The 12,279-nt window shown below is 63.9% G+C and carries 18 protein-coding genes; 5 read left to right on the forward strand and 13 right to left on the reverse strand.

What is annotated here, in order from left to right; all coding sequences use genetic code 11:
• Window position 1 precedes the first annotated feature (1 nt).
• Genes E0473_RS02935 through ndhC form a run of 7 tightly spaced genes read right to left on the reverse strand, consistent with a single transcriptional unit; the run spans window position 2 to window position 4,190 of the window.
• Window positions 2-670, reverse strand: coding sequence for a complex I 24 kDa subunit family protein (locus E0473_RS02935; protein WP_137679344.1), 669 nt, complete (start codon window positions 668-670; stop codon window positions 2-4).
• Window positions 657-842, reverse strand: a complete 186-nt coding sequence (locus E0473_RS02940; RefSeq protein WP_137679345.1) for a hypothetical protein — start codon at window positions 840-842, stop codon at window positions 657-659. Before E0473_RS02940 ends, E0473_RS02935 begins: the two co-directional genes overlap by 14 nt.
• On the reverse strand, window positions 842-1,192 hold the full coding sequence (locus E0473_RS02945; RefSeq protein WP_137679346.1) for a nuclear transport factor 2 family protein: 351 nt from the start codon (window positions 1,190-1,192) through the stop codon (window positions 842-844). Before E0473_RS02945 ends, E0473_RS02940 begins: the two co-directional genes overlap by 1 nt.
• A complete protein-coding gene (locus tag E0473_RS02950; protein ID WP_137679347.1) occupies window positions 1,189-2,403 on the reverse strand; it encodes an NADH-quinone oxidoreductase subunit D in 1,215 nt (404 codons plus the stop codon). Before E0473_RS02950 ends, E0473_RS02945 begins: the two co-directional genes overlap by 4 nt.
• On the reverse strand, window positions 2,400-3,263 hold the full coding sequence (locus E0473_RS02955) for an NADH-quinone oxidoreductase subunit C (protein WP_137679348.1): 864 nt from the start codon (window positions 3,261-3,263) through the stop codon (window positions 2,400-2,402). The genes E0473_RS02950 and E0473_RS02955 overlap by 4 nt, the downstream gene beginning before the upstream one ends.
• Window position 3,264: 1 nt before the next feature.
• Window positions 3,265-3,816 carry a NuoB/complex I 20 kDa subunit family protein gene (locus tag E0473_RS02960; protein WP_137679349.1) on the reverse strand — a complete coding sequence of 184 codons (552 nt, stop codon included), beginning with the start codon at window positions 3,814-3,816 and terminating at the stop codon, window positions 3,265-3,267.
• Window positions 3,807-4,190, reverse strand: a complete 384-nt coding sequence (ndhC, locus tag E0473_RS02965) for an NADH-quinone oxidoreductase subunit A (protein WP_137679350.1) — start codon at window positions 4,188-4,190, stop codon at window positions 3,807-3,809. The genes E0473_RS02960 and ndhC overlap by 10 nt, the downstream gene beginning before the upstream one ends.
• Before the next feature lie 263 nt (window positions 4,191-4,453).
• Here ndhC and E0473_RS02970 point away from each other — a divergent pair, with 263 nt between their 5' ends.
• Window positions 4,454-5,650, forward strand: a complete 1,197-nt coding sequence (locus E0473_RS02970) for a thiolase family protein (RefSeq protein WP_137679351.1) — start codon at window positions 4,454-4,456, stop codon at window positions 5,648-5,650.
• 65 nt (window positions 5,651-5,715) lie between these two features.
• Window positions 5,716-6,150 (forward strand): hypothetical protein, encoded by a 435-nt coding sequence (locus E0473_RS02975; RefSeq protein WP_137679352.1) that lies wholly within the window; start codon window positions 5,716-5,718, stop codon window positions 6,148-6,150.
• 75 nt (window positions 6,151-6,225) lie between these two features.
• Here E0473_RS02975 and E0473_RS02980 read toward each other — a convergent pair whose 3' ends face one another.
• Window positions 6,226-6,714, reverse strand: a complete 489-nt coding sequence (locus E0473_RS02980) for an SH3 domain-containing protein (protein WP_137680032.1) — start codon at window positions 6,712-6,714, stop codon at window positions 6,226-6,228.
• A 148-nt stretch (window positions 6,715-6,862) separates the two neighbouring features.
• Here E0473_RS02980 and E0473_RS02985 point away from each other — a divergent pair, with 148 nt between their 5' ends.
• Window positions 6,863-8,158: an ammonium transporter gene (locus E0473_RS02985; protein ID WP_137679353.1), complete on the forward strand. Its 1,296-nt coding sequence runs from the start codon at window positions 6,863-6,865 to the stop codon at window positions 8,156-8,158.
• A 47-nt stretch (window positions 8,159-8,205) separates the two neighbouring features.
• Window positions 8,206-8,559 carry an elongation factor P gene (locus E0473_RS02990; RefSeq protein WP_137679354.1) on the forward strand — a complete coding sequence of 118 codons (354 nt, stop codon included), beginning with the start codon at window positions 8,206-8,208 and terminating at the stop codon, window positions 8,557-8,559.
• A gap of 2 nt (window positions 8,560-8,561) precedes the next feature.
• Here E0473_RS02990 and E0473_RS15700 read toward each other — a convergent pair whose 3' ends face one another.
• From E0473_RS15700 to thiE, 3 genes are read right to left on the reverse strand one after another with little or no spacing between them, the layout of a single operon-like run.
• Window positions 8,562-8,696, reverse strand: a complete 135-nt coding sequence (locus tag E0473_RS15700; protein ID WP_277751500.1) for a hypothetical protein — start codon at window positions 8,694-8,696, stop codon at window positions 8,562-8,564.
• Between the two features lie 16 nt (window positions 8,697-8,712).
• Window positions 8,713-8,958 carry a YdcF family protein gene (locus E0473_RS02995; RefSeq protein ID WP_137679355.1) on the reverse strand — a complete coding sequence of 82 codons (246 nt, stop codon included), beginning with the start codon at window positions 8,956-8,958 and terminating at the stop codon, window positions 8,713-8,715.
• Window positions 8,955-9,578 (reverse strand): thiamine phosphate synthase, encoded by a 624-nt coding sequence (gene thiE, locus E0473_RS03000; protein WP_137679356.1) that lies wholly within the window; start codon window positions 9,576-9,578, stop codon window positions 8,955-8,957. Before thiE ends, E0473_RS02995 begins: the two co-directional genes overlap by 4 nt.
• A 35-nt stretch (window positions 9,579-9,613) precedes the next feature.
• Here thiE and E0473_RS03005 point away from each other — a divergent pair, with 35 nt between their 5' ends.
• On the forward strand, window positions 9,614-10,006 hold the full coding sequence (locus E0473_RS03005; RefSeq protein ID WP_137679357.1) for a hypothetical protein: 393 nt from the start codon (window positions 9,614-9,616) through the stop codon (window positions 10,004-10,006).
• On the opposite strand, the gene E0473_RS03010 is transcribed toward E0473_RS03005, so the two are convergent.
• Together E0473_RS03010 and E0473_RS03015 are read right to left on the reverse strand one after the other, a co-directional pair.
• A complete protein-coding gene (locus tag E0473_RS03010) occupies window positions 10,007-10,897 on the reverse strand; it encodes a fructose bisphosphate aldolase (RefSeq protein WP_137679358.1) in 891 nt (296 codons plus the stop codon). It lies immediately after the preceding gene.
• A gap of 132 nt (window positions 10,898-11,029) precedes the next feature.
• A complete protein-coding gene (locus E0473_RS03015; protein WP_137679359.1) occupies window positions 11,030-12,235 on the reverse strand; it encodes a phosphoglycerate kinase in 1,206 nt (401 codons plus the stop codon).
• Window positions 12,236-12,279 lie beyond the last annotated feature (44 nt).

Below are 12,279 nucleotides of genomic sequence, written 5' to 3' on the forward strand. Positions count from 1 at the left end.
CTTACCACTCACCCCGATAGTCGTGGTTTTCCTCGACCATCTCTTTGAGGCTCGACAGCGCGCCGGCAGGCTCGCTGGTGTGGCGGCCCGGCTCCTGCGTGCCGGTCTTGGGCTGCTCGCCCTTGGCCAGCGCATCGAGCACGGCGTCCATCCGCTCGGCGGTCAGGTCTTCGTAGTTGTCGTCGTTGATCTGGACCATCGGCGCGGTGGCGCAGTTGCCCATGCACTCGACCTCGGTGAACGACCAGAGGCCATCGTCCGAGACGTGCCCCGCTGTCATCCCGCGCTTCTTGCAGGTGGCAATGATCTCGTCCGAGCCGCGCAGCATACACGGCGTCGTGCCGCAGACCTGCACGTGGTATTTGCCCACCGGCTCGAGGTTATACATCGTGTAGAAGGTCGCGACTTCGAGTACGCGGATCACCGGCTGATCGAGATAGGCGGCGACGTATTCAATCACCGGCAGCGGCAGCCAGCCTTGCGTGTTCGTCTCGGCGCCGACCTGACGCTGGGCGAGATCGAGCAGCGGCATCGTGGCCGAGCGCTGGCGACCCTCAGGGTAACGGGCGATGGCCTTGTCGGCCTTGGCCTTGGTCTCTTCGTTGAAGGTCCAGCTGCCCCAGCGCTCGCGCAGTTCGGGCGTATCAGGGGCGATCTTACGCGCGGCCATCGGCCAGCCTCCGTTCCAGATAGCGGCCCGCATAGAGGCCGATCACCGCCGCAAAGGCGGTCGACAGGGTTTCCTTGAGCGGTGCCTCGCCATGGAACACGGCAAGATAGCCCGCAACCGCAGCGGCAAAACCCGCCAGCGCGGCAATGAGGATGATGATCTCGCGCAGCATCAGCGGATGAACTCCACGCGGGAGCACTTGTCGCCCTCGAAGCTGTACACGGCAACCACGTCGAACGGCTCGACCAGCTCCGAGCCATCGGAAGCCGGGCCGCGCGTGACGTGTTCGCGGAAGATCACGAAGTCGCCGATGGCCTGCTTCTCGACGATTTCGGCATGGTTCTGCGGCCACTTGGCAAAAGCGGCGGCGAGCCCGGAGCGGGTGCCTTCTTTGCCTTCGCGCACCACAGCACCGCGATAGTTCGCTTCGCAGGCGTCGTCGGTCATATACGAGACGTAAGTGTCGACCTCCTGCGCATTGTAGGCCGCGATCATCTTTTCGGCGGTTGCTAGATTGCTCACCGGTCGCACTCCCCGAACACCACGTCGATTGCGCCGAGGATGGCGGTCGCGTCCGGCAGCATGTGGCCCTTGCACATGAAGTCCATCGCCTGAAGGTGGCTGAACGCGGTCGGGCGGATCTTGCAGCGGTAGGGCTTGTTCGAGCCGTCGCTCACCAGATAGACGCCGAATTCGCCCTTCGGGCTTTCGGTCGCCACGTAGACTTCACCGGCTGGCACGTGGAAGCCTTCGGTGTAGAGCTTGAAGTGGTGGATCAGCGCTTCCATCGACTGTTTCATCTCGCCGCGCTTCGGCGGAACGATCTTGCGGTCGGTGCTGGCCACCGGGCCTTCGGGCATCTCGGCCACGCACTGCTTGATGATGCGCGCGGACTGATAGACTTCCTGCATCCGCACCATGAAGCGGTCATAGCAGTCCGAATTGGTGCCGACGGGAATGTCGAACTCCATCCGGTCATAGACGTCGTAAGGCTGGCTCTTGCGCAGATCCCACGGAATGCCGGCAGCCCGGATCATCGGGCCGGAGAAGCCCCATGCGATCGCATCTTCCTGGCTCACGACGGCAATATCGACGTTGCGCTGCTTGAAAATGCGGTTGTCAGTGACAAGGCTCATCGCATCGCCGAACAGCTCGGGCAGACGGTTGTCGCACCAGTCGGCAATGTCGGTCAGCAGCTTGAGCGGAACATCCTGATGCACACCGCCGGGGCGGAACCACGCCGAGTGCATCCGCGCACCAGAAGCCCGCTCGAAGAAGTTGAGGCAGTCTTCGCGCAGCTCGAACATCCACAGGTTCGGCGTCATCGCGCCGACGTCCATCACGTGGCTGCCCATGTTGAGCATGTGATTGCAGATGCGCGTCAGCTCCGCGAACATTACGCGCAGATACTGCCCGCGCAGAGGCACTTCGAGATTGAGCAGCTTCTCGATCGCCAGCACGTAGGAGTGCTCCATCGCGAGCGGCGAGCAATAGTCGAGCCGGTCGAAATAAGGCAGAGCCTGGAGGTAGGTCTTGTACTCGATCAGCTTCTCGGTGCCGCGATGCAGAAGGCCAACGTGCGGGTCGATCCGCTCGATGATTTCGCCGTCGAGCTCCATCACCATGCGCAGCACGCCGTGCGCGGCAGGGTGCTGCGGGCCGAAGTTGATCGTGTAGTTGGTGATTTCCTCGTCACCGGTGGTGGGCGAGGTTTCCAGTTGCAGGCCGCTCATTTGTCGTCGTCCACTTCGGTCGCCGGCTTGGTGTCGGACGCCCCGCCTTCGCGCGGCGCACGGTCAGGCCGATCCTCGGTCGGCTCGGGGGCATCGGCATCGCCCTTCTCGCTGACAACCTCGGCAGGCGGATCGGCAGGGGTGCCGTTGGCAGCCTTCTTGTCCGCCTTCTCGCCAGCGCCTGTATCCTTGGCGCTCTCGGTCGTCTTGGGTTCATTGACCGGCGGCGGAGCGGGAGTCTCGCTCGCTTTCTCGTCGCCGGGGAGGATATATTCCGCCCCTTCCCAAGGGCTCATGAAATCGAAGCTGCGGAAGTCCTGCGCCAGCTCGACCGGCTCATACACCACGCGTCCTTCCTCTTCGGAATAGCGCAGCTCCTGATAGCCCGTCAGCGGGAAGTCCTTGCGGAAGGGATGACCTTCGAAGCCATAGTCGGTGAGGATGCGGCGCAGGTCGGTGTTGCCCTCGAACAGCACGCCGTACATGTCGAACACCTCGCGTTCGAGCCAGCCTGCGACCGGCCACAGCGTGGTGACGGTCGGCACCGGGGTATCCTCGGCGGCCTGAACCTTCACCATGATGCGGTGGTTCTTCGTGAGGCTCAGCAGCATGTAGACGATTTCGAACCGCTCGGCGCGGCCCGGATAGTCGGCCCCGGCGATTTCCATCAGCTGCTGGTATGCATGGTCGTCGCGCAAGGCACGCAGCGCGTTCTCGATTTCGCCGCGGGCAATCGTGAGCACTACTTCGCCATGCTCTTCCTTGCCGGCAACGACCTTGTCGCCAAGCGCGGTGGTCAGCGTGTCGAGCACACCCTCGTTCGAGGCAATGCGCGGGGCGGAGTGGAGGACAGCAGCCATCTTAACGCTCGATCGTCCCGGAGCGGCGGATCTTCCGCTGCAATTGCATCACGCCGTAAAGCAGAGCCTCGGCTGTCGGCGGGCAGCCGGGGATATAGATGTCGACCGGCACGATGCGGTCGCACCCGCGGACCACCGAATAGCTGTAGTGATAGTAGCCGCCGCCATTGGCGCAGCTGCCCATCGAAATCACATATTTCGGGTTCGACATCTGGTCGTACACGCGGCGCAGCGCCGGGGCCATCTTGTTGCACAAGGTGCCCGCCACAATCATCACGTCCGACTGGCGCGGCGAAGCGCGCGGGGCGACGCCGAACCGCTCCATGTCATAGCGCGGCATGTTCACGTGGATCATCTCCACCGCGCAGCACGCGAGCCCGAAGGTCATCCACCACAGCGAACCCGTGCGCGCCCACTGGAACAGATCTTCGGTGCTGGTGACAAGGAAGCCCTTGTCGTTCACCTCGGTGGAAAGGGCGTTGAAATAGTCCTGATCGGGCTGACGGACTTCACCGCCCTGCGCCGCCGGAGCCAGAGTTTCGTTCACTCCCATTCGAGAGCTCCTTTCTTCCAGGCATAGGCCAGGCCAATCGCCAATTCGCCGAGGAACACCATCATGGTGATCCAACCCGGCCAGCCGGTGAGATCGAGGCTGACCGCCCACGGAAACAGGAAGGCCGCCTCAAGATCGAAAATGATGAACAGGATCGCGACCAGATAGAAGCGCACGTCGAACTGGCTGCGTGGATCCTCAAAGGCGGGAAAGCCGCATTCGTATTCGCTGAGCTTGGCCGCGGTCGGCTTGTGCGCCCCGGTCAGCCGGGCCACGCCCATGGGCAAAAAGACGAAGGCAGCAGACAGAACCACCGCGATTCCCAGGAAGATGAGGATCGGCAGATATTCGGTCAGATCAATGGGTGTAGCCATAGGTTACGGACTCGGTTGTTCGGCGCGACGATTTGAGCGCGTCTAGGCAATGGTCGGGCCAAGCGCAAGGCACCCCAGGCCCAGATTTCAGGCCTTCCTGTGCGTTTCTTGTCGCAAAGCAGCATGATGCGAATCGTTCTCAAGGTTCGGCGACCCGAGAAGTCATTGCGAGCATGGCGCTTGGCCCCCATGTGGCATGGCGTTAGTACGACACCGTAACGCCAGTCACCTTTCGCATTTTACCTCAACGGAGCGACCGTCCAATGGCCACTTTCAATTCCGCCGATCCTATCGTTATCCTGTCCTATGCCCGTACCCCGATGGGCGGGATGCAGGGCGCCCTCGCCGAGGTAGCTGCCACCGATCTGGGCGCCACCGCAGTCAAGGCGGCGATGGAACGGGCCGGCGTTGCGGGCGAGGATGTGGACCGGGTTTACATGGGCTGCGTGCTGCCGGCAGGGCTCGGTCAGGCTCCGGCGCGCCAGGCGGCGCTGAAGGCCGGGCTGCCGCTTTCGGCGCAGGCCACCACCGTCAACAAGGTATGCGGCAGCGGTATGCAGACCGTCATCATGGGCTCCGAAGCGCTTGCCGCAGGCGGGGCCAACGTGATCGTGGCGGGCGGTATGGAGAGCATGACGAATGCCCCCTATCTGCTGAAGAAGCACCGCAGCGGCGCGCGCCTCGGCCATGATACCGCCTATGACCATATGTTCCTTGATGGACTGGAAGATGCCTACAAGGCAGGCACCGCCATGGGTGCCTATGCCCAGGAGATGGCGAACGAATATCAGCTCTCGCGCGAGGATATGGACAACTACTCGATCACTTCGCTCGAACGCGCCAATGCGGCCATCGCCAACGGGGCCTTTGCCGATGAGATCGTTCCGGTCACCTACACCACCCGCAAGGGCGAGGTGACAGTCGACACCGATGAAGGCCCCGGCAACGGCCGCCCTGACAAGATTCCGCAGCTGCGCCCCGCCTTCGCCAAGGACGGCACGATCACCGCCGCCACCTCATCCTCGATCTCCGATGGCGCAGCAGCGCTGGTGCTGACCCGCAAGAGCGTGGCCGATGAGAAGGGCCTTACTCCGGTCGCCACGGTGATCGCCACCGCCGCCCATGCACAGGACCCTGCTGCCTTCACCACTGCGCCGGTGGGGGCGATCAACAAGGTGCTCGAACAGTCAGGCTGGAGCGTCGACGATGTCGATCTGTGGGAAGTGAACGAGGCCTTCGCCTGCGTCGCGATGTTCGCGATGAAGGACATCGGCATCGCGCACGACAAGATCAACGTCAACGGCGGCGGCACGGCTCTCGGCCACCCGATCGGCGCCAGCGGCGCGCGCATCATCGTCACCCTTATCAATGCGCTGAAGCAGCAGGGCAAGAAGCGCGGTATTGCGGCCCTGTGCATCGGTGGCGGTGAAGGCACGGCAATTGCGGTGGAACTGGTCTGACGGGTTATCCGTTGACCCGTCGGACATAATCAACGAATGTCCCGCTCAACAGAGGGAGCATGGATATGAAGTATACTGTTTTCGCCGCCGCCGCGGTGCTTGCACTGGCCGCCTGTAGTGAGGCCGAAGCGCCCGCCGATGCACCGGAAGCCACTGCCAGCGACAGCGGCGATATGCTGACGGGCGAGGAGCCGGGCTTCGAAGCCGTGGCTCCTGGCACCTATTCGGTCGAGCATTCCAATGGCGACGTCGATACGATCACTATCCATCCCGGCATGACCTTCTCGCGCATCGCCGCAGATGGCACGCCCACGGGCGGCACCATCTTCATGCAGGACGGCGAGACCTGCTTCGTGGTGGAAGGGGTCGACGGCCACACCTGTTTCACCGATGGCCCGGTGCAGGAAGACGGCTCGATGGAGACCACTTCGGAGGAAGGCAACGTTTCGACCGTGCGCCCGGCTCCGGCTGAAGACGCGGTCACCGCTGGCGACGACTGAGCGAAAGACCCATCGCAAAAAACCAAAAGGGCGGCCCTGGTGCCGCCCTTTTCTTTGGCTGAAAGGTGGTCGCGCTCAGGGCTCGCCATCTCCCCATAGCCGTTCGGCCTCGACAAATCCCTTGTGCCCGCGCGCCGAAAACTCGCACCAGCCATCTGCGCACTCACCCAACATGCCGACTACGCCCGGCTCGACATGCCAAAGCAAAGGTGCGGAAGCACTGCCCTCACCCCTTATGTCCGCTGCGTCCTCGCCGATCACGATTGCCCCGCGCGACCGGGTGAGCAGGCGCGCCGCCATCCATCCGCGCATCCCATCGGGATCTTCGACATAGCGCCAGCCCTCGTTCACGCGCAGCACCTTCACCGGCAGCCCTTCGCGCTGATAGACCCATTCGATCGGGTAATTCATGCTCGGGCCGACGCGCATGTAAACCTTGCTGACCGAGATGCTGGCCCAATAGGGCGTCTCGCTGGTTTGCGCGTAGGCCTGGGTGCCCGAGAACCCTGCACCGAACGCACAAGCGACGGCGCCAACGACCGAAATGATCTGCCTGGAAAACATGGCCACGTGATAGTCGCCTGCGCACAATCGGTGCAACAGGCTACGCGATCTTGCCCGCAACGGCCTTTGTGCTCTAACAGGCGCGTCCACGGGAGAGAACCGCCCACGGCGCAGCGTGCCGGGGCGGATTGCAGGGGAAGAAAATCGCATGTTTCGCAAACTAGCCGCCGGTCTGTGGCTCGCCGCCGCTTCTGACGCCGCCTTGGCGCAAGACCTTGTACCCGCCGCCGGCGATAGCGGCGATACGGCATGGATTCTCGTCTGCTCGGCGCTGGTGCTGCTGATGTGTCTGCCCGGCCTCGGCCTGTTTTACGGCGGGCTGGTGCGCGCCAAGAACTTCCTCTCGGTGCTCATTCAGGTGGCCGCCGTGGCGGGTCTTGCATCGGTGCTGTGGGTGATCGTTGGCTACACGCTGGCCTTTGGTGAGACCACCGGCGGCGTGCTGGGCAATGGCCGCGCATGGATGTTGATCAGTCTCGGCCCTGTGCGCAGCGGACTCACCATCCCTGAAAGCACCTTCGTGCTGTTCCAGATGACCTTTGCCGCGATTACTCCGGCGCTGATGGTGGGCGCATGGGTGGACCGCGCGCGATTCGGCTGGGTCATGGCTTTCACCGCGATATGGGGTCTACTGGTCTATGCCCCTGTGGCGCACTGGATCTGGGGTGGCGGCTGGCTCGCCCACCTCGGCGCGCTCGACTTTGCGGGCGGCATTGTGGTGCACACCACGGCCGGCGTCTCCGCGCTGATCGTGGCTCTGCTGCTCGGGCGGCGGCAGGGCTTTCCCACCGCCTCGCTGCTGCCTCATGCTCCCGGCATGACGATGCTCGGCGCGATGCTGCTGTGGGTCGGCTGGTTCGGCTTTAACGGCGGCTCGGCCCTTACCGCTACCGACGATGCGGCAAGCGCCATCATCGCCACGCATACCGCTGCCGCCGTGGCCGCGCTGATGTGGGTGCTGATCGAGAAGATCAAGTTCGGCAAGCCGACCACAGTGGGCTTCGCCACCGGCGCTATCGCCGGGCTGGCGACGATCACGCCTGCCGCCGGATTCGTCTCGCCGGGCGCCGCGATCCTGTTCGGCGCGCTGGGCGCAATCGTTTGCTTCTGGGCCATCACGCTGGTCAAAAACCGCCTCCGGATCGACGATTCGCTCGACGTCTTCGCAGTCCACGGCGTGGGCGGAATGCTGGGCTCGGTTCTGCTGGCGCTGTTCCTGTCGGTCGATCTCGGCGGCACCGGCTATGCCGAAGGTATGGGCATGGCGCGGATGCTCGCGGTGCAGGTTGCTGCCGTGGGAGCGGTGGCGCTGTTCTCGGCGATTGTCACCGCCCTCATCGCGCTGGCGGTTTCGCTGTTCATTCCGATGCGGGTGAGCGCGGAAGAGGAAGTCGAAGGTCTCGACCAGACCAGCCACGGCGAACGCGGCTGGATGTTCGATTGATGGCCCGTCAAGCTAAGGTTCAGCGCCAATCGCGTAAGGGGCCACCCATGCACAGAACCTTTATCACGCTGGCGCTGGCCTCGGCCATGCTCGCTGGTCCTGCCTTGGCGCAGAACGGGATCGGCACGATGGAGCGCGGGACCTATGTCTGCGAGCTGCCCGGCGACGTACGCGGCGCGGCGGGCATCGCGCAACCCGAAGCGAACTTCACGATCATCAGCGCCTCGCGCTATTCGAGCCCTCAAGGCGGCGGCACCTACCTGCGCCGCGGCGACGTGGTGCGCATGACCAGCGGCCCACGCCACGGCGATGCCTACCGCATGATAAGCCGCAACTTCCTGCGCCTGCTCGATGATGATGGCACCCCAGGTAAGCTCCGCTGCATCCGACGAGGGCGCTGAGCCTACTCGCCGATCAGCCAGTACTGATGCATGAGCCACAGCTCACGCAGGGCGAATGGCAGCTTGGTGCCGAGCGAGCGATAGCGAGTGAGCGGTGTCGGCGCGGGCTGCGCTTCGTAGCCCAAATCGCGCGCCATGGTCAGCGCGCCATGGTCAGCGCGCCATGGTCAGCGCGCGGCGCATATGCAGCGGATCGGTGACAAGCAGCACTGTCCCACCGCCTCGCCCCATATTACCCGGCTGCGCGAAGACGAGGTTTTCCATTTTCGTGCGTGAGGCCTCTTCCGTGAGGATGGCCTTCTCTCGCAAACCGTGCCAGATCCAGCCCAGCACCAAGGCAAGCCAGACCAGAACGAGGCCGACTGCCCCGAGCAGTCCGATCCGCCAGCGGCGACTCACGTCAGCAGCTTGGCGAAGGCCTTAACTGCCGCAACCTCGTCACCGTTCCAGACCGCGCCCGAGACGGCAAGAAAATCGGCTCCCGCCTCGATCAGGGCGGGCGCATTGTCGGGCGTGATCCCGCCAATGGCAACGCAGGGGATCTCGAACAGGTTCGACCACCAGCGCAAGAGGTCGAGATCGGGCTTGTGCTCACTCTGCTTGGTGGTGCTGGGGAAGAAGGCCCCGAAGGCGACATAGTCGGCTCCCGCATCTCCCGCTTCCATCGCGAGGTGACGGCTGGCGTGGCAGGTCACGCCGATCTGCACCTCGCGCCCCAGTTCCTCGCGCGCCTCGCGCGGATCGCCGTCGCTCTGCCCCAGATGCACGCCATCGGCCTTGATCCGCTTGGCCAGCGCCACCAAGTCGTTGACCACAAAGGCGACATCGCGCGCGCGGCAGATTTCCTGCAACGGCGCGGCAAGACGCGCGGCCTCGTGCTGGTCGAGATCCTTCACCCGGAACTGGAAGGCCGCGACGGGGCCTGCTTCGAGCGCGCGCTCGAGCCGGGCGGGAAAATCGCCCCCCACGTCAAGCGGCGAAATCAGATAGAGCGAGCAGCTGGGTGTTGGTGCGTTCATCCTCAGGCCATTAGCAATCGGGCAGCGACAGGCAAATGACCTTGAAGACTCTTCTGACGCCAATCGCCCTCGCCACCGCCCTGAGTGGCTGCACGATCATCCCCCAGGCCAGCACGCCCGTGTTGCCAGCAGGCAGCGCCGTCGCGCTTAACGAGAGCGTAGCGGTCCGCCCGCTGGTCGCCACCCCGCTTGCTGTTGTGGAGGACAGCCGCTGCCCGATGAACGCGCGGTGCATCCGCGCAGGGGACGCCAAAGTCACCACGCGTCTGAGCGACGGCAACACCACCAGCACGATCGACCTGAAATTGGGCGAACCAGCGCAGGCCTTCGGCTACCCGGTGCTGCTGTCGAGCGTCACGCCGGCGAGGATGACCAACACCACCCTCGCCGCGCGCGACTACCGTTTCACATTCGAACTGGCCGAGTAATCAGCTCGCGACAGACGCCTCGCAGATCGAGCCGATCGCCTCGCCCAGAGCGGCGTCGAACTCGGCGTCGCTCATCTGCGCGCGCAGGTCTCCGAGCAATGCTCGGCTGAAGCTCGCGATCATGCCGGTGTTCTTGGCCAGCTCCTCGCAGGCTTCGTCACGGGTGAAGCCGCCCGAAAGCGCCACGACCTTGAGCACCTTGGGGTGGTCGACCAGCTCCTTGTACTGGTTGGCCTTGGCGGGGATCGAAAGCTTCAACATCACCTGTTTGCCATCGTCCATCGCATCGAGCTGCTTGAGGATCTCGGCCTTGAGAATGTCCTCACCCGCCTCGCGGTCATCCGCAGTGATGGTGTATTCCGGTTCAAGGATCGGCATCATACCATGCGCGATCACCTGCTCTCCCACGGCGAACTGTTGCGCGACGATCGCGGCAATGCCCTCGGGATTGGCGGCGTTGATCACCGAGCGTTCCTTGGTGCCATAGACGCCGAGCGCCTTCGCACGGGTAAGCAGCGCATCGAGCTCGGGCATCGGCTTCATCAGCTGGACGCCATTCGCCTCGTCTTCGAGACCCTTGTCGATCTTGATGAACGGGGCGACGCCCTTGTCGAGCAGCGCGGTGGGCGTGGGCTTGCCGCCAACTTCGCCGTCCATCGTTTTTTCGAACAGGATCGCGCCGAGAATTTTGTCGCCGGTGAAAGCCGGGCTCGAGATGATGCGCGAACGCATTTCGTGGATCTTGGCGAACATCTCGTCGTCGCCATTCCATTCCTCGTCGGCCACGCCATAGGCGCGCAACGCCTTGGGGGTGGAGCCGCCCGACTGGTCGAGCGCGGCGATAAAGCCCTGCCCGGCAGCAATCTTCTGCGTGATCTGATCGGTATTCATAGTGCCTACTTCTCCTCAAGTAATTGGCACAGGCCTGTTATGGCGCATTTCGCGCCTGCACAACAGGGCATATGACCTCCTTACGCCCCGTCTGACGACGGGACACATTGGCGGAGCCGATCAAACGCGCATTCAGCCGCGTTGGAGCGCCGAGACGCCGGGCAATTCCTTGCCTTCCATCCATTCAAGGAATGCGCCGCCCGCCGTCGAGATGTAAGTCACTTGCTCGGTAACCCCGGCATGGGCCATGGCCGCGACGGTATCGCCGCCGCCTGCCACCGAAATGAGCGAGCCTTCCTGCGTCAAAGCAGCCGCAGTGCGCGCAAGGGTGACGGTGGCTGCGTCGAACGGCTCCATCTCGAACGCCCCCAACGGGCCGTTCCAGACCAGCGTACGGCAGGTCTTGAGCACATCGCCCAGCGCCTCGACCGCCTGCGGGCCGACATCGAGGATCATTTCGTCGGCACTGACCTCGTGCACGTTGCAGATGCGGAAGCTCTCGGGATTGGCGGCAAATTCCTTCGCCACGGCCACGTCATAAGGCAGATGGATGGTGCAGCCAGACCGGTCTGCCGCTGCCATGATCGCAGTGGCGGTATCGACCAGATCATGCTCGCAAAGGCTCTTGCCGACATCGACGCCCTTGGCGGCGAGGAAGGTGTTGGCCATGCCGCCGCCGATAATCAGGTGCTGCACCTTGGCTGAGAGGTTTTCGAGCACGGCCAGCTTCGAGCTGACCTTGGCCCCGCCGACCACCGCCGCCACCGGCGGCTCGGGGTTGCCCAGCGCGGCATCAAGCGCTTCCAGTTCCTTCTGCATCGAGCGACCGGCATAGGCAGGCAGCAGATGCGAGAGACCCTCGGTGCTGGCATGGGCGCGGTGCGCGGCGGAAAAAGCATCGTTGACGTAGAAGTCGCCATTAGCGGCGATGGCCTTGGCGAAGTCGGCATCGTTCGCCTCTTCACCCGGCCAGAAGCGGGTGTTTTCCAGCATCCCGATATCGCCGTTGCCGAGGATATCGACGGCCTGCTCCACCACCGGTCCGGCGACCTCGGGGATGAACATCACCTCGCGCCCGAGCACATCCTCGATTGCGCCCTGCACCATGCTCATCGACATGGTCGAATTGCGCTGGCCCTTGGGGCGGCCGAAGTGGGCGAGCAGCAGCACCTTGGCGCCGCGATCGGCCAGTTCGAGAATCGTCGGCGCGACCGCACGGGCGCGGGTAAGATCGGTGGCCAGCCCATCCGCCATCGGCAGGTTGAGATCGACCCGCACCAGTGCGCGCTGGCCAGAAAGATCATCAGGAAGGTCGTCGAGGGTTTTGAAATCAGACATAAATACTCCGCTCACCCTGAGCTTGTCGAAGGGGCGCCCTTCCT

It is taken from the genome of Aurantiacibacter suaedae (genome assembly GCF_005434915.1).
Lineage (GTDB): Bacteria > Pseudomonadota > Alphaproteobacteria > Sphingomonadales > Sphingomonadaceae > Alteraurantiacibacter > Alteraurantiacibacter suaedae.